General features: G+C 68.0%; 23 protein-coding genes and 3 tRNA genes. 20 read left to right on the top strand and 6 right to left on the bottom strand.

Annotation, left to right across the window (positions count from 1 at the left end; genetic code table 11):
• Nucleotides 1-48: 48 nt before the first annotated feature.
• From ABXJ52_RS21585 to ABXJ52_RS21595, 3 genes are all read right to left on the bottom strand, one after another.
• Entirely contained in the window at nucleotides 49-426 is a 378-nt protein-coding gene (locus ABXJ52_RS21585; RefSeq protein ID WP_367044272.1) for a nuclear transport factor 2 family protein, read from the bottom strand.
• 97 nt (nucleotides 427-523) lie between these two features.
• Nucleotides 524-1,180 carry an NAD(P)H-binding protein gene (locus tag ABXJ52_RS21590; protein WP_367044274.1) on the bottom strand — a complete coding sequence of 219 codons (657 nt, stop codon included), beginning with the start codon at nucleotides 1,178-1,180 and terminating at the stop codon, nucleotides 524-526.
• A gap of 108 nt (nucleotides 1,181-1,288) precedes the next feature.
• Nucleotides 1,289-2,584 (bottom strand): amidohydrolase family protein, encoded by a 1,296-nt coding sequence (locus ABXJ52_RS21595; RefSeq protein WP_367044275.1) that lies wholly within the window; start codon nucleotides 2,582-2,584, stop codon nucleotides 1,289-1,291.
• Nucleotides 2,585-3,072: 488 nt separating this feature from the next.
• Here ABXJ52_RS21595 and ABXJ52_RS21600 point away from each other — a divergent pair.
• The 8 genes from ABXJ52_RS21600 to ABXJ52_RS21635 all read left to right on the top strand — a co-directional run bounded on the left by ABXJ52_RS21600 (nucleotide 3,073) and on the right by ABXJ52_RS21635 (nucleotide 8,019).
• A tRNA-Thr gene (locus tag ABXJ52_RS21600) sits at nucleotides 3,073-3,145 on the top strand.
• 48 nt (nucleotides 3,146-3,193) lie between these two features.
• Nucleotides 3,194-3,266, top strand: a tRNA-Met gene (locus ABXJ52_RS21605).
• Between the two features lie 91 nt (nucleotides 3,267-3,357).
• Nucleotides 3,358-3,522, top strand: coding sequence for a 50S ribosomal protein L33 (gene rpmG / locus ABXJ52_RS21610; RefSeq protein WP_004571794.1), 165 nt, complete (start codon nucleotides 3,358-3,360; stop codon nucleotides 3,520-3,522).
• Nucleotides 3,523-3,619: 97 nt separating this feature from the next.
• Nucleotides 3,620-4,084 (top strand): MaoC family dehydratase N-terminal domain-containing protein, encoded by a 465-nt coding sequence (locus ABXJ52_RS21615; protein WP_367044276.1) that lies wholly within the window; start codon nucleotides 3,620-3,622, stop codon nucleotides 4,082-4,084.
• Nucleotides 4,085-4,088: 4 nt separating this feature from the next.
• A complete protein-coding gene (locus ABXJ52_RS21620; RefSeq protein ID WP_367044278.1) occupies nucleotides 4,089-4,517 on the top strand; it encodes a MaoC family dehydratase in 429 nt (142 codons plus the stop codon).
• Between the two features lie 133 nt (nucleotides 4,518-4,650).
• Nucleotides 4,651-5,208 (top strand): TetR/AcrR family transcriptional regulator, encoded by a 558-nt coding sequence (locus tag ABXJ52_RS21625; protein ID WP_367044279.1) that lies wholly within the window; start codon nucleotides 4,651-4,653, stop codon nucleotides 5,206-5,208.
• A 135-nt stretch (nucleotides 5,209-5,343) separates the two neighbouring features.
• A complete protein-coding gene (locus ABXJ52_RS21630; RefSeq protein WP_367044280.1) occupies nucleotides 5,344-6,792 on the top strand; it encodes a DHA2 family efflux MFS transporter permease subunit in 1,449 nt (482 codons plus the stop codon).
• A 111-nt stretch (nucleotides 6,793-6,903) separates the two neighbouring features.
• Nucleotides 6,904-8,019, top strand: a complete 1,116-nt coding sequence (locus ABXJ52_RS21635) for a UDP-N-acetylmuramate dehydrogenase (RefSeq protein WP_367049169.1) — start codon at nucleotides 6,904-6,906, stop codon at nucleotides 8,017-8,019.
• Nucleotides 8,020-8,043: 24 nt separating this feature from the next.
• Here the strand turns inward: ABXJ52_RS21635 and ABXJ52_RS21640 are convergent, their stop codons facing one another.
• A complete protein-coding gene (locus tag ABXJ52_RS21640; protein WP_367044281.1) occupies nucleotides 8,044-8,676 on the bottom strand; it encodes an NAD(P)H-binding protein in 633 nt (210 codons plus the stop codon).
• An 87-nt stretch (nucleotides 8,677-8,763) separates the two neighbouring features.
• On the opposite strand from ABXJ52_RS21640, the gene ABXJ52_RS21645 reads away from it, so the two are divergent.
• Nucleotides 8,764-9,363: a TetR/AcrR family transcriptional regulator gene (locus ABXJ52_RS21645; protein ID WP_367044283.1), complete on the top strand. Its 600-nt coding sequence runs from the start codon at nucleotides 8,764-8,766 to the stop codon at nucleotides 9,361-9,363.
• Here ABXJ52_RS21645 and ABXJ52_RS21650 read toward each other — a convergent pair.
• Together ABXJ52_RS21650 and ABXJ52_RS21655 are read right to left on the bottom strand one after the other, a co-directional pair.
• Nucleotides 9,353-10,372 (bottom strand): adenosine deaminase, encoded by a 1,020-nt coding sequence (locus ABXJ52_RS21650; protein ID WP_367044284.1) that lies wholly within the window; start codon nucleotides 10,370-10,372, stop codon nucleotides 9,353-9,355. The two genes, ABXJ52_RS21645 and ABXJ52_RS21650, sit on opposite strands and share 11 nt — an antisense overlap.
• A 143-nt stretch (nucleotides 10,373-10,515) precedes the next feature.
• On the bottom strand, nucleotides 10,516-11,742 hold the full coding sequence (locus tag ABXJ52_RS21655) for a pyridoxal phosphate-dependent aminotransferase (protein WP_367044285.1): 1,227 nt from the start codon (nucleotides 11,740-11,742) through the stop codon (nucleotides 10,516-10,518).
• Between the two features lie 191 nt (nucleotides 11,743-11,933).
• On the opposite strand from ABXJ52_RS21655, the gene ABXJ52_RS21660 reads away from it, so the two are divergent.
• The 11 genes from ABXJ52_RS21660 to ABXJ52_RS21710 all read left to right on the top strand — a co-directional run bounded on the left by ABXJ52_RS21660 (nucleotide 11,934) and on the right by ABXJ52_RS21710 (nucleotide 26,321).
• Nucleotides 11,934-12,006: transfer RNA gene (locus tag ABXJ52_RS21660), tRNA-Trp, on the top strand.
• Between the two features lie 111 nt (nucleotides 12,007-12,117).
• A complete protein-coding gene (secE, locus tag ABXJ52_RS21665; RefSeq protein ID WP_367044286.1) occupies nucleotides 12,118-12,402 on the top strand; it encodes a preprotein translocase subunit SecE in 285 nt (94 codons plus the stop codon).
• A gap of 89 nt (nucleotides 12,403-12,491) precedes the next feature.
• Nucleotides 12,492-13,427: a transcription termination/antitermination protein NusG gene (nusG, locus tag ABXJ52_RS21670; RefSeq protein WP_367044287.1), complete on the top strand. Its 936-nt coding sequence runs from the start codon at nucleotides 12,492-12,494 to the stop codon at nucleotides 13,425-13,427.
• Nucleotides 13,428-13,611: 184 nt separating this feature from the next.
• The gene (gene rplK / locus ABXJ52_RS21675) at nucleotides 13,612-14,046 is read left to right on the top strand and encodes a 50S ribosomal protein L11 (RefSeq protein WP_160506641.1); all 435 of its coding nucleotides are present in this window, start codon (nucleotides 13,612-13,614) and stop codon (nucleotides 14,044-14,046) included.
• Between the two features lie 113 nt (nucleotides 14,047-14,159).
• The gene (rplA, locus tag ABXJ52_RS21680; protein WP_367044288.1) at nucleotides 14,160-14,882 is read left to right on the top strand and encodes a 50S ribosomal protein L1; all 723 of its coding nucleotides are present in this window, start codon (nucleotides 14,160-14,162) and stop codon (nucleotides 14,880-14,882) included.
• A gap of 152 nt (nucleotides 14,883-15,034) precedes the next feature.
• The gene (locus ABXJ52_RS21685; RefSeq protein ID WP_367044289.1) at nucleotides 15,035-15,928 is read left to right on the top strand and encodes a hypothetical protein; all 894 of its coding nucleotides are present in this window, start codon (nucleotides 15,035-15,037) and stop codon (nucleotides 15,926-15,928) included.
• Between the two features lie 65 nt (nucleotides 15,929-15,993).
• Nucleotides 15,994-16,938, top strand: a complete 945-nt coding sequence (locus ABXJ52_RS21690) for a hypothetical protein (RefSeq protein WP_367044291.1) — start codon at nucleotides 15,994-15,996, stop codon at nucleotides 16,936-16,938.
• A gap of 261 nt (nucleotides 16,939-17,199) precedes the next feature.
• Entirely contained in the window at nucleotides 17,200-17,730 is a 531-nt protein-coding gene (gene rplJ, locus ABXJ52_RS21695; protein WP_367044292.1) for a 50S ribosomal protein L10, read from the top strand.
• A gap of 113 nt (nucleotides 17,731-17,843) precedes the next feature.
• On the top strand, nucleotides 17,844-18,224 hold the full coding sequence (gene rplL, locus ABXJ52_RS21700) for a 50S ribosomal protein L7/L12 (protein WP_365823557.1): 381 nt from the start codon (nucleotides 17,844-17,846) through the stop codon (nucleotides 18,222-18,224).
• A 589-nt stretch (nucleotides 18,225-18,813) separates the two neighbouring features.
• Nucleotides 18,814-22,299 (top strand): DNA-directed RNA polymerase subunit beta, encoded by a 3,486-nt coding sequence (gene rpoB, locus ABXJ52_RS21705; RefSeq protein ID WP_367044293.1) that lies wholly within the window; start codon nucleotides 18,814-18,816, stop codon nucleotides 22,297-22,299.
• Nucleotides 22,300-22,421: 122 nt separating this feature from the next.
• Nucleotides 22,422-26,321 carry a DNA-directed RNA polymerase subunit beta' gene (locus ABXJ52_RS21710; RefSeq protein WP_367044294.1) on the top strand — a complete coding sequence of 1,300 codons (3,900 nt, stop codon included), beginning with the start codon at nucleotides 22,422-22,424 and terminating at the stop codon, nucleotides 26,319-26,321.
• Nucleotides 26,322-26,334 lie beyond the last annotated feature (13 nt).

Raw genomic sequence — 26,334 nt, forward strand, 5'->3', positions numbered from 1 at the left:
GCGCTCTCACGGGCCTTCAGGGCCGCCTGGCGCGGTCCGGGCGGGCGGTCACGGCTGGCGGACGTCCATGCGGCTCACCAGGCCGTCCGCCCGGAACGTGTAGACGTGCTCGACCGTCGTCGGCGCCCAGTGGTCGCCCGTCTCGTCGCGCAAGCCGGGCCGCACGGTCGCCACGACCCGCCGCCCGTCGTCGTCGAGCCGCAGCCGCTCCAGGTGTACCAGGGGGTGCATCACCGCGAACTGCCGTGCCCAGTAGGCGCGGACCGCCGCTATGCCGCGGGCGCGGGTGTTGTCCAGGAGGTTCGGCCAGTTCACGTCGGGGGCCAGGGAGCGGGGGATGAACGCGTCGCGCTCTTCGGTACTGAAGACGGCGTACATCTGCCGCAGGAGGGCTTCCTGCGCGGCGGGCACATCGGAAGCAGGCATGGCGTTCCTCACGTAGGCAGTGCCTCCCAGCCAAGCACCGCCCCGCGCGCGGGGCATCCCTCAGGAGACCGACATACCCGTACGGCCTGTACGAACGTCAGTTCCCCGCAACGGACTTGACCGCCACGGACACCGGAGTGGAGCCGCTGACCAGCTCCAGCGTCAGGCCCGCCGTCGCCGACGAGTCGACGAGCTCGGCGAGGACCGCGGCCACGTCGTCCCGCGGGACAGGACCGCGTCCGGTCGACGCCTCCAGGCGTACGAGACCGGTGCCCGCGTCGTCGGTGAGCATGCCGGGGCGCAGGATCGTCCAGTCCAGGGCCCTGCGGCCGCGTACGGAGGCGTCGGCCTCGCCCTTGGCGCGCAGGTAGGCGTCGAAGATCTCGTCGCCCTCGTGCGCGGGGTCGGCGCCCATCGACGACACGACCACGTAGCGCCGCACGCCCGCGCGCTCCGCCGCGTCCGCGAAGAGCACCGCGGCGTCGCGGTCCACGGTGTTCTTGCGGTCGGCCCCGCTGCCCGGCCCGGCGCCCGCCGCGAAGACGGCGGCGTCGGCGCCTTCCAGAATCCCGGCGACCTCGCCCACCGACGCCGATTCCAGGTCGCACAGCGCCGCTTGCGCGCCCGCGTCCCGCAGGTCGGCTTCCTGGTCGCCTCTGCGGATGATCCCGACGACCTCGTCACCCCGCGCGGCGAGCAACCGCTCGAGCCGCAGCGCGATCTGACCATGACCTCCAGCGATGACAATGCGCATGTCTCCGACCGTACGACAGCACCCGCGTGTTCGCCCCGCGCACGCGGGTGCACGTCAGGAGGTGCCGCCCGCCCTCGAGCCCACCCTCAAGCCGCCCTCAAGGCGTCTTCACGAGGGTTCCGCGCCCTTCGCCCGCCCCGGGCCGTTCCCTGTGGACCGGCCCTGCCGGGGCAGGTCGAGCGCCACGGCGGCCGCCGAGTCGCAGTACTCCCGTACCGCGCTCGTCCGTGCCACCACGCGCCCCCGGTGCACCACGATGCGGCTGTACGCGAGCGAGAGCGCCCCCGCGAGATGGTCGCCGCGCACCGCGAGCAGCTCGGCGGGGAAGCCCGCCTCCACCCGGACCTGGCGCAGCCCCATCGCGGCCCGCGCCGCCGAGCTGACCGCGCCGTACGCCTCCCCGGGGCGCAGCCCGCACCGAGAGGCCAGCAGGTAGGCGGCCTCCAGCGGGTCCCCGCGCCCCACGGGGTTCGACACGTCCCGCATGGCCCCGCTGCCCGCGGCGACCCGCACCCCGGCCGCCCGCAGCAGCCGTACCGGAGCCACCGCGCCCCGCCGTTCCACGCTCCCGCACCCGCCCTGCGGCAGGCACACCACCGTCACGCCGGCCGCCGCCAGCTGTTCCGCCGTTCGCGCGGCCACGTCCGACGGCAGTCGCCCCAGCCCGCCGCACGGCCCGATCGTCACCCCGGGCCGCAGCCCGCCCGCCATCGCCGCGAGCCGCCCGAGCCGGGCCGGATCGCTGCCGTCCGTGTGCAGGTCGACTGGGCAGCCGTGCTCTGCGGCGACTTCGAGCACCGCCTCCACGTAGCCGGTCGGATCAGGGTCCAGGTCGGGGCAGCCGCCCACTACGGAGGCGCCCATCTTCACCGCGTCCCGCAGCATCGCGAGCCCGTCGGCACCGGCCACGCCGGTCAGCAGCCGCGGCACGGCCACGGCCGCCAGGTCGACCAGGCCGCGCAGCGAACGCCGCGCCTGCAACACCGCCTCCATCGGGGTGAGCCCCGGGACATCGCCGATCCGCACATGCGAGCGCAGCGCCGTCGCGCCGTGCCCGAGCTGCAGCAGAGCGGCCTCGGTCGTCCGGCGTTGGACGTCCGCGAGTTCGTACGAGGCCGGGCCCTCCGCGTCCGCCGACAGTGCCGTGTCGCTGTGCGCGTGCGGTTCGGCGGCGGCCGGCAGCAGGAGGTAGCCGCCGAGGTCCACGCGCGTGGCGTGCGAGGTCAGGCTGCCCGCGGTGCCGACCGCTTCGATGCGCCCGGAGCCGAGCCGCACGTCCACCGTCCGCCCGTCGGTCAGCCGGGCACCGCACAGGAGCAGCGCGGACGCGTCGGCGTCGTCCCCGGAGGAGCCGGAAGAGCCGGATGACCCGGAGGAGTGGGGCTGCGGCTGGCTGTCGGGCATCGCGCTCCTGAGGTTCGGGGGCGGCTGCGGGACCTGGCGTCGTCCGGGACCAGGACGTCCAAGATCACGCAGAGTAGGTCGAGCAAGATCACGCAGGGTGGGTCGAGCCTAGGACGGCGACCGGCCCTCTTCGAGGAGGAGCGGAATAGTCGTACCGGCGTGGTGCGGAGCTACGAGGGGGCACTCCACGCGCCGCGAAACGGGCCGGCCCCGAGCCGCGGAAGCGGCACTCCGTGCCCCGCGGACCGCCCGGGCCACGAGTCACCGAAGCACCCCGCCACGAGTCACCGAAGCACCCCACCACGAGCCGCCGAACCGCCCCGCCTTGAGCCGCCGAACCGACGTGGCGTGAGGCGTCGAACCGACGTGGCGTGAGGGTCGAAGTGACGTCGTGAGGCGGGCGGGACGCCTGCCTGAATGCCCCCGGACAGCACGGGCGAAACGGATTTGGGCGATCGGCGACCGACCGTGTAATGTCTTCATCGCTCGCCCCAATAGCTCAGTCGGTAGAGCGTCTCCATGGTAAGGAGAAGGTCTGCGGTTCGATTCCGCATTGGGGCTCTGATGTCGCGTGATCCTCGCCCTCGGGCGAGGGGATCCGGCATCTGCAGCGGTGTAGCTCAGTCGGTAGAGCAAGCGGCTCATAATCGCTGTGTCACCGGTTCAAGTCCGGTCACCGCTACTGATTTGGTAGCCGATTGTGGGGTCGGACCTTCGATCGGCTACTATTTTTTTGCGTTCATCCGTCCATCCGTCCGTCAAGGAGCACTCACGTGGCTGCCACAGACGTCCGCCCGAAGATCACGCTGGCCTGCGTGGAGTGCAAGGAGCGGAACTACATCACCAAGAAGAACCGGCGTAACGACCCGGACCGTCTTGAGATGAAGAAGCACTGCCCGCGCTGCAACGCGCACACTGCGCACCGCGAAACGCGCTAGACACAGGCTCGTACGCGAGGCCGTCCCCGATTTCTGGGGGCGGCCTCGCGTCGTTTACCCATACCTGTCACCCCTACCTGCAGGAGGTACCGAGTCCATGGCGCTCGACCAGTCCTTCGTGGGGCGGTCCTACCCGCCCACCGATCCCTATGAGGTCGGCCGGGAGAAGATCCGTGAGTTCGCCGAGGCGGTGGGCGACGCCAACCCCGCGTACACCGACGCGGAGGCCGCCAAGGCGCTCGGGCACCCGGATGTGATCGCACCCCCGACCTTCGTGTTCGCCATCTCGTTCAAGGCCGCGGGCCAGGTCATCGAGGACCCGCAGCTGGGGCTCGACTACAGCCGCGTCGTGCACGGCGACCAGAAGTTCACGTACACCCGCCCGGTGCGCGCGGGGGACCGGCTCACGGTCACCTCGACCATCGAGGCCATCAAGTCGATGGCGGGCAACGACATCCTGGACATCCGCGGCGAGGTCCACGACGAGGCCGGCGAGCACGTCGTGACCGCCTGGACGAAGCTCGTCGCGCGTGCGGCGGAGCCTGCGGCAGAGGGAGCGTGACGCGATGACCGCCAAGATTTCGTACGACAGCGTCGAGGTCGGCACCGAGCTGACGGCCCAGAGCTTCCCCGTGACACGCGCCACACTCGTGCGGTACGCGGGCGCTTCCGGTGACTTCAACCCGATCCACTGGAACGAGAAGTTCGCGGTCGAGGTCGGCCTCCCCGATGTCATCGCGCACGGCATGTTCACCATGGCCGAGGCGATCCGTGTGGTGACGGACTGGGTGGGCGACCCGGCCGCCGTCGTCGAGTACGGCGTGCGCTTCACCAAGCCCGTCGTGGTCCCGAACGACGACAAGGGCGCGGTCGTCGAGGTCAGCGCCAAGGTCGCCCAGAAGCTCGACGACAACCGGGTCCGCGTGGACCTGCTGGCGACCAGCGAGGGCCAGAAGGTCCTCGGCATGTCGCGCGCCGTGGTCCAGCTCGCCTGACGATCGCAGGTATCGCAGGTATCGCAGGTCTCACGGGTAAGGGGCGTCCGCTATGGCGGACGCCCCTTACTTCGTGGCTCGTCGTCACGACGACCGCTTGACCAAGGTAGTGATTGGACACTAACTTAGTCGCATGGTCAGGATGAGCGCAGAGGAGCGGCGCGAGAGCGTCATCCGCGCGGCGATGATCGAGTTCGCGCGCGGTGGGTACAACGGCACGTCCACCGAAGTGATCGCCAAGCGGGTGGGTGTATCGCAGCCCTACCTCTTCCGTCTCTTCCCGGGGAAGCAGGCCATCTTCCTCGCCGCGTCCGGGCGTTGCTGCCGGGAGGTCACCGAGGTCTTCAGGAAGGCGGCCGAGGGGCTCGAGGGGGAGGAGGCCCTGCATGCCATGGGTGAGGCCTATCAGGCGCTCATCGCCGACGACCCGGACAAGCTCCTCATGCAGATGCAGATGTACGTCGCCGTAGCCTCCGCGGAGGCGTCCGGTGACCGGGAGTTCGGTGAGGCGCTGCGAGCCTCCTGGATGGAGATGTACGACACGGTGCGCCTCGCGCTGGGTGCGGACGTCGGTGAGACGACGCAGTTCCTGGCGTACGGGATGCTGGTCAACGTCCTGGTGTCGATGGGGTTCGATCCCGATCACCGGGTGTGGACCGGTTTCTACAAGCCGACACAGCCCAAGCAGTGATGCGCGTCGAGCGGTGATCCGCGCCGAGCGGTGAGTTGCGCCGAGCAGTGATTCACGCTCCGGTGTGCGTCAGGAGGGTGCGTACTTTTGCGCCCATGAAAGTTAGTCATCAATAACTAACCACAGGGGAAAGCAATGTCACAGAAGCAGCAGCACCAGCCGCCACGGCGCGGGGAAGCGGCCTGGGCCCTCGCCATCACCAGCGTCGCCGGATTCATGGCGGCCCTCGACAACCTCGTCGTCACCACCGCCCTGCCCGCCATCCGCGAGGACCTCGGAGGAGCGCTGCACGACCTCGAATGGACGGTGAGCGCCTACACCCTCACCTTCGCCGTGCTGCTGATGTTCGGCGCGGCCCTGGGCGACCGCTTCGGACGCCGCAAGCTCTTCATCACCGGCCTCGCCATCTTCACCGGAGCCTCCGGCGCCGCGGCCCTCGCGCCCGGCATCGAGGCGCTGATCGCGGCCCGCGCGGTCCAGGGCGTCGGCGCCGCGATCATGATGCCCCTGACGCTGACCCTCCTGACGGCGGCCGTGCCGGCGGCCAAGCGCGGGAAGGTGTACGGGATCTGGGGCGCCGTCAACGGCCTCGCGGTGGCCGGCGGCCCGCTCATCGGCGGCAGCCTCACCGAACACATGTCCTGGCAGTGGATCTTCTGGCTGAACGTCCCGCTCGGCCTCGCGGTGCTGCCGCTGGCCCGGCTGCGGCTCTCCGAGTCGTACGGCACGGGAGCGCCGCTCGACATCACCGGAACACTGCTGGCCAGCGGCGGCCTCTTCGGCATCGTGTACGCGCTGATCCGCGGCAACATCGACGGCTGGACGAGCGCGACCGTCCTCACCGGCCTGATAGGCGGCGGCGTGCTCCTGGCCCTCTTCGTGCGCCACGGCATCCGCAGCGAGAACCCGATGCTGCCGATGCGGCTCTTCCGGAACCGTGCGTTCTCCGCGATCAACGCCGCGAGCCTGCTGATGTTCGTCGGGATGTTCGGATCGATCTTCCTGCTCGCGCAGTTCCTGCAGACCGTCGTCGGCTACTCGCCCACCGAGGCGGGCCTGCGGATGCTCCCCTGGACCGGCATGCCGATGATCGTCGCCCCCATCGCGGGCTATCTCTCGGACCGGATCGGCGGCCGTCCCGTCGTGACCGCGGGCCTCGCGCTCCAGGCCATCGGCCTCGCCTGGTTCGCGGCCGTCCTGGAGCCCGATGTGTCGTACGCCGCCCAGCTGCCCGCCCTGATCATCAGCGGGGTCGGCATGGCGCTGTACTTCGCGCCCGCCGCGAACCTGGTGATGTCCAGCGTCCGCCACTCCGAGCAGGGCATCGCGTCCGGCGCCAACAACGCCCTGCGCGAGGTCGGCGGCGCCCTCGGCATCGCGATCCTCGCCGCGGCCTTCTCCGCCCAGGGCGGCTACGAGTCCGACCAGAGCTTCGTGGACGGCCTCGGGCCCGCGCTGTGGGTCGGCGCCGCGATGGTCGGCGTGGGCGCCGTGGCGGCCGCGCTGCTCCCGCGGCGGGCCGCGACCGGCAAGCAGGCGGGCGCGGTGCCGGCCGCCGAGGAGCGCACCCGGGCCGGAGTCTGAGCCGGTTCCGCCCGACTCGCCCGGCCCCCGGTCCGTGGGCCCGCCCGACTCGCCCGGCCCACCGCCCGTGGGCCCGCCCGGCCCCACGGCCCGTGGGCCCGCCCGACCCGCCTGGCCCCCCGTCCGTGGCCCCGCCCGAGCGGCGGGGCCACGGACCGTACCCTTGGGCACGTGCAGGAACTCCACGATGCCCCCCTCGCCCCGCTGACCACCTTCCGGCTCGGCGGTCCCGCGGCCCGCCTGATCACCGCGACGACCGACGCCGAGGTGATCGCCGCCGTCCGTGAAGCCGACGACTCCGGGACCCCGCTGCTGATCGTCGGCGGCGGCTCGAACCTGGTCATCGGCGACAAGGGTTTCGACGGCACCGCTCTGCGCATCGCCACGAAGGGCTTCGAACTCGACGGCGTAGAGCTCGAGTTGGCTGCCGGTGAGGTGTGGACCGACGCGGTGGCCCGCGTCGTGGAGGCCGGTCTCGCGGGCATCGAGTGCCTGGCGGGCATCCCCGGCTCGGCGGGCGCGACGCCGATCCAGAACGTGGGGGCGTACGGCCAGGAGGTCTCGTCGACCATCACCGAAGTGATCGCGTACGACAGGAAGACGCACGAGACGGTCACCGTCTCGAACGCCGAGTGCGACTTCTCGTACCGCCACAGCCGGTTCAAGGCCGAACCCGACCGCTTCGTGGTGCTGCGCGTCCGCTTCGCCCTTGAGGACGCCCAGGGGATGAGCGCCCCCCTCAAGTACCCGGAGACGGCGCGCACGCTCGGCGTCGAAGCGGGCGACCGGGTCCCCGCGGCCGTCGCCCGTGAGACCGTCCTGAAGCTGCGCGCGGGCAAGGGCATGGTGCTCGACCCCGAGGACCACGACAGCTGGTCGGCCGGGTCCTTCTTCACCAACCCCATCCTCACCGAGGAGGAGTTCGCCGCGTTCCACGCGCGCGTGGTGGACCGTCTCGGCCCGGACGTGGCACCCCCCGCCTTCCCCACCGAGGACGGCCGCGTGAAGACCTCCGCCGCCTGGCTCATCGACAAGGCGGGCTTCACCAAGGGCTACGGAGAGGGCCCGGCCCGCATCTCCACCAAGCACACGCTCGCCCTGACCAACCGCGGCGACGCGACCACGGAGGACCTGCTGGCCCTGGCCCGTCAGGTCGTGGCCGGAGTGCGGGACGCCTTCGGGGTCACGCTGGTCAACGAGCCGGTGACGGTGGGCGTCAGCCTCTGAGCCCCCCCGGCCGGCCGTGCGCGGCTAGTAGGCCACGCCCACGCCCTGTTTCACCGTCGCCAGGTCGTCGACCGCCGTCAGCATCGCGTGCGCCACGTCGGCCCTGCCGATGAACCGCCCGCTGGTCGGCGTGCCCCCGACGACCCGGCGGTAGACGCCCGTGACCGGCTTGTCCTGCAGCCGCGGCGGGCGCACGGACGTCCAGTCCGTCGCGCTGCTCGCCAGCTCGGCCTCCATGGCCCGCAGATCGTCGTAGACCGGCTTCAGGATGTTGCTGACCAGGGCTCCCATGATCCGGTCGACCACCGGCTGGGGCTCGGCCGGCGGGCCCACCGGTGCCGCGCTCACCACCACCAGCCTGCGCACGCCCTCGGCCTCCATGGCGTGCAGCACCGCACGCGTGAGCTCGGCCGCGATCCCCGCGTCCGCCCTCTTGCGCGGCCCGAGCCCCGAGAGGACCGCGTCCCGTCCGGCCACCGCCGCCCGCAGGGACTCCGGATCGGTCAGGTCGGCCCGGAATGCCTCAAGGCCCTCGCCCGTCGCCTTAAGCCGCGCGGGGTCACGTACGACTGCCGTCACCTCGTGGCCCGCCGCGAGCGCCTGTCGGACGATCTCCCCGCCGACACCCCCGGTCGCACCGAACACCGTGAGCTTCATTGCGCACCCTCCCCAGGTGGGTAAGTATTCACTCACCCCTAGGGTGAGTATCCACTCACCCCTGCGTCAAGGTTGGTTGGACGGCACATGCAGCAGAAGCCCACCCGGGCCCGCATTCTCGACGCGGCGCACGATCTCATGCGCACCATCGGCCTCGCCCGTGCCACCACCAAGGAGATCGCCAGAGCGGCCGGCTGCTCCGAAGCGGCCCTCTACAAGCACTTCGCGAGCAAAGAGGAGCTCTTCGTGGGCGTCCTCCAGGAGCGGCTGCCGCGGCTCGGCCCGCTCCTGCGCCGCCTCGCCGAGGACCCGGGGGAGCGCTCGGTGGAGGAGAACCTCGCCGAGATCGCCCGCCTGGCCAGCCACTTCTACGCCCAGAGCTTCCCGATCGCCGCGTCCCTCTACGCCGAGACCAAGCTCAAGCGGCGCCACGAAGACGCCATGCAGGAGATGGGCACAGGCCCGCACATGCCCATCGAGGCCCTCGACGCCTACCTCCGCACCGAACGCGACGCCGGCCGGATCGCCCCCGGAGCCGACACCTTCGCTGCCGCCTCGCTCCTCCTGGGCGCCTGCGCCCAGCGTGCCTTCGCCTACGACGCCACGGTCGGCAAGCAACCTCCGCAGCCCGTAGAGGAGTTCGCGGCTGCCCTCGCCCGCACCCTCCTCGCGGGCATCAGCCGCTGAGCCACTCCTCGATCCCCGAAAGCAGCTTCTCCTGTACGCCGACGGGGGCGGCCGAGCCACGCACCGACTGCCGGGCGAGCTCGGCCAGTTCGCTGTCGTCGAAGGCATGGTGCTTGCGCGCGATCTCGTACTGCGCGGCCAGCCGCGACCCGAAGAGCAACGGATCGTCCGCCCCCAGAGCCATCGGCACCCCGGCGTCGTACAAGGTGCGCAGCGGCACGTCCTCGGGCTTCTCGTAGACGCCGAGAGCCACGTTCGACGCCGGACAGACCTCGCAGGTCACGCCACGATCGGCGAGCCGCTTCAGGAGCCGCGGGTCCTCGGCCGCCCGCACCCCGTGCCCGATCCGCCCCGCGTGCAGGTCGTCCAGGCAGTCCCGCACGGAGGCGGGCCCGCTGAGCTCGCCGCCGTGCGGCGCGGCGAGCAGGCCGCCGTCCCGCGCGATCGAGAAGGCCCGGTCGAAGTCCCGCGCGAAGCCCCGGCGCTCGTCGTTCGAGAGCCCGAAGCCGACGATGCCGCGATCGGCGTACCGCACCGCGAGCCGGGCCAGCGTGCGGGCGTCCAGAGGGTGCTTCATGCGGTTCGCCGCGACGAGGACGCGCATTCCGAGACCGGTGTCCCGCGAGGCGCTCTCGACGGCGTCCAGGATGATTTCCAGGGCCGGGATCAGCCCACCGAGCCGCGGCGCGTACGACGTCGGGTCGACCTGGATCTCCAGCCACCCCGACCCGTCCCGCAGATCCTCCTCCGCGGCCTCCCGCACCAGGCGCTGGATGTCCTCGGGCTCCCGCAGGCAGGACCGCGCCATGTCATAGAGCCGCTGGAAGCGGAACCACCCGCGCTCATCCGTCGCCCGCAGCTGCGGAGGCTCACCGCCGGTCAGCGCCGGAGGCAGCCGCACCCCGTACTTGTCGGCGAGCTCCAGCAGGGTCGTGGGCCGCATCGACCCGGTGAAGTGCAGATGCAGATGGGCCTTCGGCAGCTCTCTTACGTCACGTACGCGCTCCATTCAAGGATCTTGCCGTACGTACGGGGCGTCCCGGTAGCCACTTTCCCCCTTCGTGGCCTTCCCCGAACGAAGAAGCGGACCGCCTCCCCGGGGAGGGGAGACGGCCCGCACGCGCGCGTGGAGCGCGAGAACTCGACGAGATCTCAGTCGCGCGCCTCGGCCAGCAGCTTCTGGATCCGCGAGACGCCCTCGACGAGGTCCTCGTCCCCCAGGGCGTACGAAAGGCGCAGATAGCCCGGCGTTCCGAAGGCCTCACCCGGGACGACCGCGACCTCGGCCTCCTCCAGGATCAGCGCGGCCAGCTCCACGGAGTCCTGCGGGCGCTTGCCACGGATCTCCTTGCCGATGAGGCCCTTCACCGAGGGGTAGGCGTAGAAGGCGCCCTCGGGCTCGGGGCAGAGCACGCCGTCGATGTCGTTCAGCATCCGCACGATGGTCCTGCGGCGCCGGTCGAAGGCCTCGCGCATCGTGTCGACGGCGGTCAGATCGCCGGAGACGGCCGCGATGGCCGCCACCTGCGCGACGTTGGAGACGTTCGACGTGGCGTGCGACTGGAGGTTCGTCGCGGCCTTGACGACATCCTTCGGGCCGACGATCCAGCCCACGCGCCAGCCGGTCATCGCGTATGTCTTGGCGACGCCGTTGACCACGACGCACTTGTCGCGCAGCTCGGGCAGGATCGCGGGGAGCGAGGTGAACTTCGCGTCTCCGTAGACGAGGTGTTCGTAGATCTCGTCGGTCATGACCCACAGGCCGTGCTCGACGGCCCAGCGGCCGATCGCCTCGGCGTCGGCCTCGCTGTAGACGGCGCCCGTCGGGTTGGACGGTGACACGAAGAGGACGACCTTCGTGCGCTCCGTGCGCGCGGCCTCCAGCTGCTCCACCGAGACGCGGTAGCCCGTCGTCTCGTCGGCGACGACATCGACCGGCACACCGCCCGCGAGACGGATCGACTCCGGGTACGTCGTCCAGTAGGGAGCCGGGACGATGACCTCGTCCCCCGGGTCGAGGATCGCGGCGAACGCCTGGTAGATCGCCTGCTTGCCGCCGTTGGTCACCAGGACCTGCGAGGCGTCGACCTCGTACCCGGAGTCGCGCAGCGTCTTCGCGGCGATCGCGGCCTTGAGCTCGGGGAGACCGCCGGCCGGGGTGTAGCGGTGGTACTTCGGGTTCTTGCAGGCCTCGACAGCGGCTTCGACGATGTAGTCGGGCGTCGGGAAGTCGGGCTCACCCGCGCCGAAACCGATCACCGGCCGCCCGGCGGCCTTGAGGGCCTTGGCCTTGGCGTCGACAGCGAGGGTCGCGGACTCGGAGATCGCGCCGACGCGGGCGGACACCCTGCGCTCGGTGGGAGAAGTGGAAGCGCTCATCGCCCCATCGTTCCAGACCTGAAACGCCTCTGGCACGCGGCTCTCGGTGTTTGCCGACGGCCGCCGGATCCGTTTCTGTTCGACGGGGCGCCGCAGAGCACGTACACTCACTGCTCGTTGGCCCTCACCGGCCGCACCTTCTCCTCGCACTCTGTGCACCCGGGCGGATGCGGTAGGTTGGGGGAAATCAAAGGGTCGTAGCTCAATTGGTAGAGCACTGGTCTCCAAAACCAGCGGTTGGGGGTTCAAGTCCCTCCGGCCCTGCTACACACTCCTCTCACCAGGATGTGTGCGCACATGTACGTACTGCATTGCACCGCCGTGCGGCTCATACCGGGCGCGGCACGGCCACGACCCGGAATCAGGTGAGGACGAGTGACGGACGCCGTGGGCTCCATCGACATGCCTGATGCCCAGGACGAGGCGCCGGATTCGAAGAAGGCCCGTAAGGGCGGCAAGCGCGGCAAGAAGGGCCCCTTCGGCCGTCTCGCGCTCTTCTACCGCCAGATCGTCGCGGAACTCCGCAAGGTCGTCTGGCCGACTCGCAGTCAGCTCACGACGTACACCACCGTGGTGATTGTCTTCGTCGTCATCATGATCGGCCTCGTGACCGTGATTGACTATGGGTTCAACCAGGCCGTCAAGTACGTCTTCGGCTGAGCCGATGGCACAGCCGAGAGCGAAGGGCGCCGTACCCGGCGCCCGTTTCGCGCGTTCCACCCCTCTGTATCCAGGAAGAAGCAGCCACCGTGTCTGACCCGAACCTGAACGACGCCGTTGAGCCGCGCGTGGATTCCGCGGAGTCCGTGGAGGACCAGCTCGACATCGTCGAGGCGGCGGACGCCGAGGACCCGGACCAGGCCGAGGCTGCCGACGCCGCTGCTGGCGCTCCCGCCGAAGAGTCGGCGCTGCACGTCGAGAACGACACCGAGTCTGCCGACGAGGCCGAGGCCGAGGCGGGCGAGGAAGCCGCCGCCGAGTCCGACGAGACCGAGGGCGAGACCGAAGAGGCCGCCGAGGCTGCAGAGCCCGCCGAGTCCGCTGAGGACGAGGAGGAGGCCGAGCCGGTCGACCCGATCGCGGCCCTGCGCGACGAGCTCCGCACCCTTCCCGGCGAGTGGTACGTCATCCACACGTACGCCGGTTACGAGAACCGCGTGAAGACCAACCTCGAGCAGCGTGCCGTCTCGCTGAACGTCGAGGACTTCATCTTCCAGGCCGAGGTGCCGCAGGAAGAGGTCGCGCAGATCAAGAACGGCGAGCGCAAGACCATCCGTCAGAACAAGCTCCCCGGATACGTCCTGGTGCGCATGGACCTGACGAACGAGTCCTGGGGCGTCGTGCGTAACACCCCCGGCGTCACCGGCTTCGTGGGCAACGCCTACGACCCGTACCCCCTGACCCTGGACGAGATCGTCAAGATGCTCGCCCCCGAGGCCGAGGAGAAGGCGGCCCGCGAGGCCGCCGAGGCCGAGGGCAAGCCGGCTCCGTCCCGCAAGGTCGAGGTCCAGGTGCTCGACTTCGAGGTCGGCGACTCGGTCACCGTCACCGACGGCCCGTTCGCGACGCTGCAGGCGACGATCAACGAGATCAACGCCGACTCGAAGAAGGTCAAGGGTCTCGTCGAGATCTTCGGCCGCGAGACCCCGGTCGAGCTCAGCTTCGACCAGATCCAGAAGAACTAGCCCTTAGCGGCTTCCTGGCTTCCTCTGGAACATACGCCTCCGAACAGGTCAGACGGGCTCTCAAAGCCGGTCTGACCTGCTCGGTTTTTGGCCGCGTGACGATACCCGTTATCGTGGTGCGGTATGCCTCCATCCGGATGACTGGATGGTGGCTGGAAACTCTCACTAGGACCCGGAGAGAGCAATGCCTCCCAAGAAGAAGAAGGTCACGGGGCTTATCAAGCTCCAGATCCAGGCCGGCGCAGCCAACCCGGCCCCGCCGGTCGGCCCCGCGCTGGGCCAGCACGGCGTCAACATCATGGAGTTCTGCAAGGCCTACAACGCCGCGACCGAGTCGCAGCGTGGCTGGGTCATCCCGGTGGAGATCACGGTCTACGAAGACCGCTCCTTCACCTTCGTGACCAAGACTCCGCCGGCCGCCAAGATGATCCTCAAGGCCGCGGGTGTCGAGAAGGGCTCCGGCGAGCCGCACAAGACCAAGGTCGCCAAGATCACCGAGGCGCAGGTCCGCGAGATCGCCACCACCAAGATGGAAGACCTCAACGCCAACGACCTGGACGCCGCGTCGAAGATCATCGCCGGCACCGCCCGTTCCATGGGCATCACGGTCGAGGGCTGAGAGCTTTCCCCGTCTGACCTTTCTCAGTGGTAGGGCCACGCGCCGGCCCGCACCACGACTCCCACACCTGTCACGCGGCGGAGCCGCATGATGTAACCGCTACAGGAGCAGAAGTGAAGCGCAGCAAGACTCTCCGCGCTGCGGACGCCAAGATCGACCGGGACAAGCTCTACGCCCCGCTCGAGGCCGTCCGTCTCGCCAAGGAGACCTCCTCGACCAAGTTCGACGGCACCGTCGAGGTCGCCTTCCGCCTGGGTGTCGACCCGCGCAAGGCCGACCAGATGGTCCGTGGCACCGTGAACCTCCCGCACGGCACCGGCAAGACCGCCCGGGTCCTGGTCTTCGCGACCGGTGACCGTGCTGCGGCCGCGGAAGCCGCTGGGGCCGACATCGTCGGCGCCGACGAGCTCATCGACGAGGTCGCCAAGGGTCGCCTGGACTTCGACGCCGTCGTCGCCACCCCGGACCTCATGGGCAAGGTCGGCCGCCTCGGCCGCGTGCTCGGTCCGCGTGGTCTGATGCCGAACCCGAAGACCGGCACCGTGACCCCCGACGTCGTGAAGGCTGTCAACGACATCAAGGGCGGCAAGATCGAGTTCCGCGTCGACAAGCACTCGAACCTGCACTTCATCATCGGCAAGGTGTCCTTCGACGACACCAAGCTGGTGGAGAACTACGCCGCGGCGCTGGAGGAGATCCTCCGTCTGAAGCCGTCGGCCGCCAAGGGTCGCTACATCAAGAAGGCCGCGCTCACCACCACGATGGGCCCCGGCATTCCGCTGGACAGCAACCGCACCCGCAACCTCCTCACCGAGGAGGACCCGGCCGCCGTCTGAATCTGACGGCAGTCGCGTCGCGCACGCGTTTGTGGACGGGCCCCGCAACCTTTCGAGGTGCGGGGCCCGTCCTCGTATACGTGCATGCCTCAGAGCTTTCGGGGGACTGCGCTAGCGTGCGGGATTCACACAAGTACAAGGGGTGGGATGTCATGAACAGCACGACCATGCGACGCGCAGGCCTGTCGATCGCGGTGGCCGCCGCGCTGACCGGGGTCGCGGCCTGTGGCTCCTCCGGCGGCGGCGACGGCGACGAGAAGGGCAAGAAGAAGGGCTCCGTGGCTCTCAGCCCGATAGCCGCCCTGCGCACCATCCAGGACAAGACCGACAGCGCCGACTCCGCCAAGGTCGAGGGCAAGACGGTCATGGGCACCAAGATGTCGATGGACATGGCGGGCTCCATGGAGTGGTCGGACGGCATCACCGGCACCATGACGGCCACCCTCACGGGCGGAACCCAGGCCGAGCAGATGGAGCAGATCGGGCAGTCGAAGATCGACTACCGCTATCTGAAGAACGGGTTCTACGCGAACATGGGTGACAAGTTCGCGGAGCAGGCCGGCGGCGGCAAGCACTGGATCGAGTACGACTACGCCACGCTGGCCGACATGAGTGGCGCTGCCGGTGATGCCTTCAAGGATCAGATGCAGAACACCACCCCGAACCAGTCGGTCAAGATGCTGCTCGCCTCGGGTGACGTGAAGCGTGTGGGCGAGGAGACCGTCCGCGGGGCGAAGGCCACCCACTACTCCGGCACCGTCGACGCCGCCGACTTCACCGGCAAGAACGCTGACCTCGACGCCGAGCAGATGGCCGAGCTGAGGAAGCAGTTCAAGCAGGTCGGCCTGACCACGCAGACCATCGACATCTGGGTCGACGCCGACGACCTGCTGGTCAAGAAGGCCGAGAAGGGCAAGATGGCCGACGGCGACTTCTCGCAGACGGCCTACTACAGCGACTACGGCACCCCCGTGTCCGTGGAGAAGCCCCCGGCCTCGGACACGATGAGCTTCAAGGACCTCATGAACCAGCAGCCGCAGGCCTGACCTCGGACGTCGGGTATTCTCGCCGGACCGAATTGTGTCGATCATGTGTTCCTAGGGGTGGGGTCATGACTGTGAAGAGAACGGCGAGCGCTGTGCTCGCCACCGCGATGCTGTGTACCGGCGCGGTGGCCTGTGGAGGCTCCGACAACGGCGGCAAGGCGAAGGGGGCGGGCTCGGGGGAGACCCAGTCCCGGTCGCAGGTGACCGAGGTCATCACGGCGGCGTACGAGAAGACCTCGAAGGCCAAGTCGGCCAAGGTCGAGATGACGATGTCGACGCCGAAGTCGATGGGCGGCTCCAGCGGTGACATGAAGATGTCCGGAGTCATGGGCTGGGACCCGACCGTCATGGATATGACGATGTCGGGCTCGGCGCTCACGGACAGCGACCCGGAGGCGCCGGAGAAGGTCCGGATGCTCTGGCTCGACAACGTGATGTACATGGACATGGGGGCTGTCGCCGCCAAGGACATGGACGGCAAGCAGTGGGTCAAGATGGACCTGAACACCATCGCGGAGCAGGTCGGTGACGAGAAGGCCGCCAAGCAGCTGACCGGCGGTCTGGACAGCATGAACCAGGACCCGGCGCAGCAGCTCGCGATGCTCCTGGACTCGCCGAACCTGAAGCACGTCGGTCCCGCGAAGGTCGACGGCGTCCAGACGCAGCGCTACAAGGGCCGCCTCTCCGTCAAGGAGATGATGGAGTCCAACAAGGGCCTCGACGAGATGCTCGGCAAGAGCGAGCGCGAACAGCTCCTCAAGAGCATCGAGAAGGCGGGCATCAAGGGGTACGACACCGAGGTCTGGGTGAACGAGGACGACTACCCCGTCCGCATGGACATCGACATCAAGTCCCCTGAAGGCACGATGAAGACGTCCCAGAAGTTCTCCGAGTACGGCGCGGCCGCCAAGGTGAGCCCGCCGCCCGCCGGCGAGACCTTCGACCTGATGGAGATGTTCAAGGAGCTCGAGAAGAGCGGCGCGGACATGGGCGCGGACAGCGGCGTCTGAGCCGATTTGCCTGACGCGAACCCGTTCGCGTACTCTTCCACAGAAGCCAAAGACCGCTGGTCGTTGCCGTGTGCTCGTTAGAGGGCGCGGTGGCCGAAGGATCCGTTGAAATTGCGGACGACCCGCGCAGGTGGATGTGGAAGTGCTCCCGGACGGGATTCCGTCGGGTCGAGCTCACGCCCCATGCGCCTGCGCTGGGGCGTTTTGTTTTGTCAGCCCCTTTTGAGCGGTCCTCATCACCCGGAAGGAGGCTGACGCTCTATGCCGACGCCCGACAAGGCTGCCGCGGTAGCCGAGCTCACGGACAAGTTCCGCAGCTCGAACGCCGCCGTGCTGACCGAGTACCGGGGTCTCACCGTGGCCCAGCTCAAGCAGCTGCGCCGTTCGCTCGGTGAGAACTCCGAGTACGCCGTGGTGAAGAACACGCTGACCAAGATCGCGGCCAATGAGGCCGGGATCAACCAGCTGGACGACCTGTTCGCGGGTCCGACCGCTGTTGCCTTCGTCACCGGTGACCCGGTGGAGTCGGCGAAGGGTCTTCGTGACTTCGCCAAGGACAACCCCAACCTCGTCATCAAGGGCGGTGTCCTTGACGGCAAGGCGCTGTCCGCCGACGAGATCAAGAAGCTCGCGGACCTCGAGTCCCGCGAGGTTCTGCTCGCCAAGCTGGCGGGCGCCATGAAGGGCAAGCAGACGCAGACTGCGCAGCTCTTCCAGGCGCTTCCCTCGAAGTTCGTCCGCACCGCGGAGGCGCTTCGTGCCAAGAAGGCCGAGCAGGGCGGTGCCGAGTAATTCGGCTCGCGCATTGATCGCCGCCCGTTAGGGCGACGGTCGCAGCGGGCCAAACGTACGCCCGCCTTCATATACACCCGGCACCAGCCGAATTAGTGGAAGGATCGCCCATCATGGCGAAGCTCAGCCAGGAAGACCTGCTTGCCCAGTTCGAGGAGCTCACCCTCATCGAGCTCTCCGAGTTCGTGAAGGCCTTCGAGGAGAAGTTCGACGTCACCGCCGCCGCGGCCGTCGCCGCTGCCCCGGCCGGCCCGGCCGCCGCCGCCGAGGTTGCCGAGGAGCAGGACGAGTTCGACGTCATCCTCACCGGCGCCGGCGAGAAGAAGATCCAGGTCATCAAGGTCGTGCGCGAGCTCACCTCCCTGGGTCTCAAGGAGGCCAAGGACCTCGTCGACGGCACCCCGAAGCCGGTCCTCGAGAAGGTCGCCAAGGAGGCCGCTGACAAGGCTGCCGAGTCCCTCAAGGCTGCCGGCGCCTCGGTCGAGGTCAAGTAACACCTCGCGAGTCGTCTGCCACGCGCCTGAGGGCGTGTAGGTGGCAGGTCTTTTCAGCGCTGCTCAGGCAGCGCGCGCCAAGGGCGATCACCCATCTGGGTGGTCGCCCTTCGGCGTTCTCCGGCGCACCCCTACGGCTGCCTTGCGTAGCCCGCCCCGACGAGTATGGTGATCTTCGTCGTGCCTCGGAACGGCCGTGACGGTGACGAACTGAGAGCCAAGTCGGGGCAGGGGGGCCTTGACGAACCGCACGCAGCGCGCAATTCTCAGGACGCGTCGTCACAACGATCCGCATCCGAGGCATGGATCGACGGCGAAGAGGGCAGTATCGATGTGCATCGAGGGCGTGGCTTGCAGCAGGGGTTGAGAACAACGAGGGTCTTCAAAAACCCGCACTGGACATCAGTGGGCCTAGTGGCTACACTGACCCTTTGCGCTGCCTGTTAGCTGCCTCCTGCCCGTCACCAGGGGCATGCCCATGCTTGAGCACAGTGGACTGGACTTTCCCTGACCTGGGATCTTCCGTCCCTGCGTCCAACCTGGGACCGGTACGCGCGTAGTGAGTCCGAGCCCTCGGAAGGACCCCCTCTTGGCCGCCTCGCGCACTGCCTCGACCGCGAATACGAACAACGGCGCCAGCACCGCCCCGCTGCGCATCTCCTTTGCAAAGATCAGGGAGCCCCTCGAGGTTCCGAACCTTCTTGCGCTGCAGACCGAGAGCTTTGACTGGCTGCTCGGGAATGAAGCCTGGAAGGGTCGTGTCGAGGCGGCTCTCGACAGTGGACAGGACGTCCCCACCAAGTCCGGTCTGGAGGAGATCTTCGAGGAGATCTCTCCGATCGAGGACTTCTCCGGGTCGATGTCCCTGACATTCCGCGACCACCGTTTTGAGCCTCCGAAGAACTCCATCGACGAGTGCAAGGAGCGCGACTTCACGTTCGCCGCCCCGCTCTTCGTCACCGCTGAGTTCACCAACAACGAGACCGGCGAGATCAAGTCCCAGACGGTCTTCATGGGCGATTTCCCGCTCATGACGAACAAGGGCACCTTCGTCATCAACGGCACCGAGCGTGTCGTCGTGTCGCAGCTGGTCCGTTCGCCGGGCGTCTACTTCGATTCCTCGATCGACAAGACGTCCGACAAGGACATCTTCTCCGCCAAGATCATCCCGTCCCGGGGTGCCTGGCTGGAGATGGAGATCGACAAGCGCGACATGGTCGGTGTGCGCATCGACCGCAAGCGCAAGCAGTCGGTCACCGTTCTGCTCAAGGCTCTCGGTTGGACGACCGAGCAGATCCTCGAGGAGTTCGGCGAGTACGAGTCCATGCGCGCCACCCTGGAGAAGGACCACACCCAGGGCCAGGACGACGCGCTGCTCGACATCTACCGCAAGCTCCGTCCGGGCGAGCCGCCGACGCGTGAGGCTGCTCAGACGCTGCTCGAGAACCTCTACTTCAACCCCAAGCGCTACGACCTCGCGAAGGTCGGCCGCTACAAGGTGAACAAGAAGCTGGGTGCGGACGCTCCGCTCGACGCGGGCATCCTCACGGTCGAGGACATCATCGCCTCGATCAAGTACCTGGTGAAGCTGCACGCCGGTGAGGTCGAGACCGTTGGTGACAGCGGTACGTCGATCGTCGTCGAGACCGACGACATCGACCACTTCGGCAACCGTCGTCTGCGTAACGTCGGCGAGCTCATCCAGAACCAGGTCCGCACGGGTCTGGCTCGTATGGAGCGCGTCGTGCGTGAGCGCATGACGACCCAGGACGTCGAGGCGATCACGCCGCAGACCCTGATCAACATTCGCCCGGTCGTGGCGTCGATCAAGGAATTCTTCGGCACCTCGCAGCTGTCGCAGTTCATGGACCAGAACAACCCGCTGTCGGGTCTCACCCACAAGCGCCGTCTGTCGGCGCTTGGTCCGGGTGGTCTCTCCCGTGAGCGGGCCGGCTTCGAGGTCCGTGACGTGCACCCGTCTCACTACGGCCGCATGTGCCCCATTGAGACTCCCGAAGGCCCGAACATCGGTCTGATCGGTTCGCTCGCCTCGTACGGCCGCGTCAACGCGTTCGGCTTCGTAGAGACGCCGTACCGCAAGGTCGTCGAGGGCGTCGTCACCGACGACGTCGACTACCTCACGGCCGACGAAGAAGACCGCTTCGTGATCGCCCAGGCCAACGCCGTGCTGGGTGAGGACATGCGCTTCACCGAGTCGCGCGTCCTCGTCCGCCGTCGTGGCGGCGAGATCGACTACATCCCCGGCGACGACGTCGACTACATGGACGTCTCGCCGCGCCAGATGGTGTCGGTCGCGACCGCGATGATCCCGTTCCTCGAGCACGACGACGCCAACCGTGCCCTCATGGGCGCGAACATGATGCGTCAGGCCGTGCCGCTGATCACCGCCGAGGCTCCCCTCGTCGGCACCGGCATGGAGTACCGCTGTGCGGTCGACGCCGGTGACGTGATCAAGGCCGAGAAGGCGGGTGTGGTCCAGGAGGTCTCCGCGGACTACGTCACCGTCACGAACGACGACGGCACGTACACCACGTACCGCATCGCCAAGTTCTCCCGGTCGAACCAGGGCACCTCGGTCAACCAGAAGGTTGTCGTCGACGAGGGCGCCCGCGTGATCGAGGGCCAGGTTCTGGCCGACGGTCCCGCGACCGAAGAGGGCGAGATGGCCCTCGGCAAGAACCTGCTCGTGGCGTTCATGCCCTGGGAGGGTCACAACTACGAGGACGCGATCATCCTGTCGCAGCGCCTCGTGCAGGACGACGTCCTCTCCTCGATCCACATCGAGGAGCACGAGGTCGACGCCCGTGACACCAAGCTGGGCCCGGAGGAGATCACCCGGGACATCCCGAACGTCTCCGAGGAGGTCCTCGCCGACCTCGACGAGCGCGGCATCATCCGTATCGGTGCCGAGGTCGTCGCCGGCGACATCCTCGTCGGCAAGGTCACGCCCAAGGGTGAGACCGAGCTGACGCCGGAGGAGCGCCTGCTCCGCGCGATCTTCGGTGAGAAGGCGCGCGAGGTGCGCGACACCTCGCTGAAGGTGCCGCACGGTGAGATCGGCAAGGTCATCGGCGTACGCGTCTTCGACCGTGAAGAGGGCGACGAGCTGCCGCCGGGCGTGAACCAGCTGGTTCGTGTCTACGTGGCGCAGAAGCGCAAGATCACGGACGGTGACAAGCTCGCCGGTCGTCACGGCAACAAGGGCGTCATCTCCAAGATCCTTCCGATCGAGGACATGCCCTTCCTTGAGGACGGCACGCCGGTCGACATCATCCTCAACCCGCTGGGTGTCCCGTCCCGAATGAACCCGGGTCAGGTCCTGGAGATCCACCTCGGCTGGCTCGCCAGCCAGGGCTGGGACGTCTCCGGTCTCAGCGAGGACTGGGCGCAGAGCCTGCAGCGCATCGGCGCCGACCAGGTCGCCCCGCGGACGAACGTCGCGACTCCGGTCTTCGACGGCGCCCGCGAGGACGAGCTGACCGGCCTCCTCGAGCACACCGTCCCGAACCGCGACGGCGACCGCATGGTCCTGCCGTCCGGCAAGGCGCGGCTGTTCGACGGGCGCTCCGGCGAGCCGTTCCCGGACCCGATCTCGATCGGGTACATGTACATCCTCAAGCTCCACCACCTGGTCGACGACAAGCTCCACGCTCGCTCGACCGGTCCGTACTCCATGATCACCCAGCAGCCGCTGGGTGGTAAGGCTCAGTTCGGTGGTCAGCGCTTCGGTGAGATGGAGGTGTGGGCGCTGGAGGCTTATGGCGCCGCGTACGCCCTCCAGGAGCTCCTGACGATCAAGTCCGACGACGTGACCGGCCGCGTGAAGGTCTACGAGGCCATCGTCAAGGGCGAGAACATCCCCGAGCCCGGCATTCCTGAGTCCTTCAAGGTGCTCATCAAGGAAATGCAGTCGCTCTGCCTCAACGTGGAGGTGCTGTCCTCGGACGGCATGTCCATCGAGATGCGCGACACCGACGAGGACGTCTTCCGCGCGGCGGAGGAGCTCGGTATCGACCTGTCCCGGCGCGAGCCGAGCAGCGTCGAAGAGGTCTGACGGGTTGGCCGGCCGGACCTCGTGTCCGGCCGGCTCTCCCCGGACCCGTTCAGACCATGATGAAGCGCCTTTTTTCTCGCTAACGCGAGGGGCACAACCCCGAAAGAGGGATTGACGACAAAGTGCTCGACGTCAACTTCTTCGACGAGCTGCGGATCGGCCTTGCCACCGCGGACGACATCCGACAGTGGTCGCACGGCGAGGTCAAGAAGCCGGAGACCATCAACTACCGCACGCTCAAGCCCGAGAAGGACGGACTCTTCTGCGAGAAGATCTTCGGTCCGACCCGGGACTGGGAGTGCTACTGCGGTAAGTACAAGCGTGTCCGCTTCAAGGGCATCATCTGCGAGCGCTGCGGCGTCGAGGTCACTCGCGCCAAGGTGCGTCGTGAGCGGATGGGCCACATTGAGCTGGCCGCCCCTGTCACGCACATCTGGTACTTCAAGGGCGTCCCGTCGCGCCTCGGCTACCTGCTTGATCTCGCCCCGAAGGACCTCGAGAAGGTCATCTACTTCGCGGCGTACATGATCACGTTCGTGGACGAGGAGCGCCGTACGCGTGACCTGCCCTCCCTGGAGGCGCACGTCTCCGTGGAGCGTCAGCAGGTCGAGAACCGTCGCGACTCCGACCTGGAGGCCCGCGCCAAGAAGCTCGAGACCGACCTGGCCGAGCTCGAGGCCGAGGGCGCCAAGGCCGACGTACGCCGCAAGGTGCGCGAAGGTGCCGAGCGCGAGATGAAGCAGCTGCGTGACCGTGCGCAGCGCGAGATCGACCGTCTCGACGAGGTCTGGAACCGCTTCAAGAACCTCAAGGTCCAGGACCTGGAGGGTGACGAGCTGCTCTACCGCGAGCTGCGTGACCGCTTCGGCACGTACTTCGACGGTTCGATGGGTGCCGCTGCACTGCAGAAGCGCCTTGAGTCGTTCGACCTGGATGAGGAAGCCGAGCGGCTTCGCGAGATCATCCGTACCGGCAAGGGCCAGAAGAAGACCCGTGCGCTCAAGCGCCTCAAGGTCGTCTCCGCGTTCCTGCAGACCAGCAACAGCCCCAAGGGCATGGTGCTCGACTGCGTGCCGGTCATCCCGCCGGACCTGCGTCCGATGGTGCAGCTGGACGGTGGCCGCTTCGCGACCTCCGACCTGAACGACCTGTACCGCCGTGTCATCAACCGCAACAACCGCTTGAAGCGGCTTCTCGACCTCGGTGCTCCCGAGATCATCGTGAACAACGAGAAGCGCATGCTCCAGGAGGCCGTGGACGCCCTCTTCGACAACGGTCGTCGTGGTCGCCCGGTCACCGGTCCCGGTAACCGCCCGCTGAAGTCCCTGAGCGACATGCTCAAGGGCAAGCAGGGTCGTTTCCGTCAGAACCTTCTCGGTAAGCGTGTGGACTACTCCGCGCGTTCCGTGATCGTCGTCGGCCCGCAGCTGAAGCTGCACCAGTGTGGTCTGCCGAAGGCCATGGCACTGGAGCTCTTCAAGCCGTTCGTGATGAAGCGCCTGGTCGACCTGAACCACGCGCAGAACATCAAGTCGGCCAAGCGCATGGTCGAGCGCGGCCGCACGGTCGTGTACGACGTCCTGGAAGAGGTCATCGCGGAGCACCCGGTTCTCCTGAACCGTGCGCCCACGCTGCACCGCCTCGGCATCCAGGCCTTCGAGCCGCAGCTGGTCGAGGGCAAGGCCATTCAGATCCACCCGCTCGTCTGCACCGCGTTCAACGCGGACTTCGACGGTGACCAGATGGCCGTGCACCTGCCGCTCTCCGCGGAGGCGCAGGCCGAGGCCCGCATCTTGATGCTGTCCTCGAACAACATCCTGAAGCCGGCAGACGGCCGTCCCGTCACCATGCCGACCCAGGACATGGTTCTCGGTCTCTTCTTCCTCACGACGGACGAGGAAGAGCGCAAGGTCATCGGTGAGGGCCGTTCGTTCGGTTCCTCCGCCGAGGCGACCATGGCGTTCGACGCCAAGGAGCTCTCGCTCCAGGCGAAGGTCGACATCCGCTTCCCGGTGGGCACCATCCCGCCGCGCGGCTGGACCCCGCCGGCCGTCGAAGAGGGCGAGCAGGAGTACCAGCAGGGCGACAGCTTCCGGCTGCGTACGACCCTGGGCCGCGCGCTCTTCAACGAGCTGCTGCCCGAGGACTACCCGTTCGTCGACTACTCGGTGGGCAAGAAGCAGCTCTCCGAGATCGTCAACGACCTGGCCGAGCGCTACCCCAAGGTCATCGTGGCGGCGACGCTCGACAACCTGAAGGCGGCGGGCTTCTTCTGGGCGACCCGTTCCGGCGTCACCGTGGCCATCTCCGACGTCGTGGTCCCCGAGGCCAAGAAGGAGATCGTCGCGGGCTACGAGGCCCAGGACGAGAAGGTCCAGAAGCAGTACGAGCGCGGTCTGATCACCAAGGACGAGCGCACGCAGGAGCTCATCGCGATCTGGACCAAGGCGACCAACGAGGTTGCCGAGGCGATGAACGCGAACTTCCCCAAGACGAACCCCATCTTCATGATGGTTGACTCGGGTGCCCGAGGAAACATGATGCAGATGCGTCAGATCGCCGGTATGCGTGGTCTGGTGTCGAACGCGAAGAACGAGACGATCCCGCGCCCGATTAAGGCATCGTTCCGTGAGGGCCTCTCGGTCCTCGAGTACTTCATCTCGACGCACGGTGCTCGTAAGGGTCTTGCGGACACGGCTCTGCGTACCGCTGACTCCGGTTACCTCACCCGTCGTCTGGTCGACGTCTCTCAGGACGTCATCATTCGCGAGGAGGACTGTGGCACCGAGCGCGGTCTGAAGCTCAAGATCGCGGTCAAGGGCGAGGACGGTGTGCTCCGCAAGACGGAGAACGTCGAGACCTCGGTGTACGCCCGCATGTTGGCCGAGGACGTCGTCATCGACGGCAAGGTCATCGCGCCGGCCAACGTCGACCTCGGTGACGTCCTCATCGACGCCCTGGTCGCCAACGGCGTCGAGGAGGTCAAGACCCGCTCGGTCCTGACCTGTGAGTCCGCGGTCGGCACCTGTGCCTTCTGCTACGGCCGTTCGCTCGCCACCGGCAAGCTGGTCGACATCGGTGAGGCGGTCGGCATCATCGCCGCCCAGTCCATCGGTGAGCCCGGCACGCAGCTGACGATGCGTACGTTCCACACCGGTGGTGTGGCCGGTGACGACATCACCCAGGGTCTGCCCCGTGTCGTCGAGCTCTTCGAGGCTCGTACGCCCAAGGGTGTCGCCCCGATCTCGGAGGCGGCAGGCCGCATCCGTATCGAGGAGACCGAGAAGACCAAGAAGATCGTCGTCACGCCGGACGACGGCAGCGACGAGACTCCCTTCCCGATCTCGAAGCGCGCCAAGGTCCTCGTGCGTGAGGGTGACCACGTCGAGGTGGGCCAGAAGCTCACCTTCGGTGCCACCAACCCGCACGACGTGCTGCGGATCCTCGGTCAGCGCGCGGTCCAGGTCCACCTGGTCGGCGAAGTCCAGAAGGTCTACAACAGCCAGGGCGTGTCGATCCACGACAAGCACATCGAGATCATCATCCGGCAGATGCTGCGCCGCGTGACGATCATCGAGTCCGGCGACGCGGAGCTGCTGCCGGGCGAGCTCGTCGAGCGCTCGAAGTTCGAGACCGAGAACCGTCGTGTGGTCACGGAAGGCGGCCACCCGGCCTCCGGCCGTCCGCAGCTGATGGGTATCACCAAGGCCTCGCTCGCGACGGAGTCGTGGCTGTCCGCGGCCTCCTTCCAGGAGACGACCAGGGTCCTGACGGACGCGGCGATCAACGCCAAGTCCGACTCCCTGATCGGCCTCAAGGAGAACGTCATCATCGGTAAGCTCATCCCGGCCGGTACGGGCCTGTCCCGCTACCGCAACATCCGGGTCGAGCCGACCGAGGAGGCCAAGGCCGCGATGTACTCGGCAGTCGGCTACGACGACATCGACTACTCGCCCTTCGGGACGGGGTCGGGTCAGGCTGTGCCGCTGGAGGACTACGACTACGGGCCTTACAACCAGTAAGACCTACGTCTGT

Origin of the sequence: Streptomyces sp. Je 1-332, from assembly GCF_040730185.1 — a bacterium.
Lineage (GTDB): Bacteria > Actinomycetota > Actinomycetes > Streptomycetales > Streptomycetaceae > Streptomyces.

Coding starts and splice junctions, on each gene's coding strand:
- ABXJ52_RS21625 (WP_367044279.1), top strand. CDS start 4,651: ATGGTCAGGATGAGCGCAGAGGAGCGGCGCGAGAGCGTCATCCGCGCG.
- ABXJ52_RS21585 (WP_367044272.1), bottom strand. CDS start 426: ATGCCTGCTTCCGATGTGCCCGCCGCGCAGGAAGCCCTCCTGCGGCAG.
- ABXJ52_RS21650 (WP_367044284.1), bottom strand. CDS start 10,372: ATGGAGCGCGTACGTGACGTAAGAGAGCTGCCGAAGGCCCATCTGCAT.
- ABXJ52_RS21685 (WP_367044289.1), top strand. CDS start 15,035: ATGAACAGCACGACCATGCGACGCGCAGGCCTGTCGATCGCGGTGGCC.
- ABXJ52_RS21655 (WP_367044285.1), bottom strand. CDS start 11,742: ATGAGCGCTTCCACTTCTCCCACCGAGCGCAGGGTGTCCGCCCGCGTC.
- rplL (WP_365823557.1), top strand. CDS start 17,844: ATGGCGAAGCTCAGCCAGGAAGACCTGCTTGCCCAGTTCGAGGAGCTC.
- ABXJ52_RS21630 (WP_367044280.1), top strand. CDS start 5,344: ATGTCACAGAAGCAGCAGCACCAGCCGCCACGGCGCGGGGAAGCGGCC.
- rplK (WP_160506641.1), top strand. CDS start 13,612: ATGCCTCCCAAGAAGAAGAAGGTCACGGGGCTTATCAAGCTCCAGATC.
- rplJ (WP_367044292.1), top strand. CDS start 17,200: ATGCCGACGCCCGACAAGGCTGCCGCGGTAGCCGAGCTCACGGACAAG.
- ABXJ52_RS21640 (WP_367044281.1), bottom strand. CDS start 8,676: ATGAAGCTCACGGTGTTCGGTGCGACCGGGGGTGTCGGCGGGGAGATC.
- ABXJ52_RS21590 (WP_367044274.1), bottom strand. CDS start 1,180: ATGCGCATTGTCATCGCTGGAGGTCATGGTCAGATCGCGCTGCGGCTC.
- ABXJ52_RS21620 (WP_367044278.1), top strand. CDS start 4,089: ATGACCGCCAAGATTTCGTACGACAGCGTCGAGGTCGGCACCGAGCTG.
- ABXJ52_RS21615 (WP_367044276.1), top strand. CDS start 3,620: ATGGCGCTCGACCAGTCCTTCGTGGGGCGGTCCTACCCGCCCACCGAT.
- ABXJ52_RS21645 (WP_367044283.1), top strand. CDS start 8,764: ATGCAGCAGAAGCCCACCCGGGCCCGCATTCTCGACGCGGCGCACGAT.
- ABXJ52_RS21595 (WP_367044275.1), bottom strand. CDS start 2,584: ATGCCCGACAGCCAGCCGCAGCCCCACTCCTCCGGGTCATCCGGCTCT.
- ABXJ52_RS21690 (WP_367044291.1), top strand. CDS start 15,994: ATGACTGTGAAGAGAACGGCGAGCGCTGTGCTCGCCACCGCGATGCTG.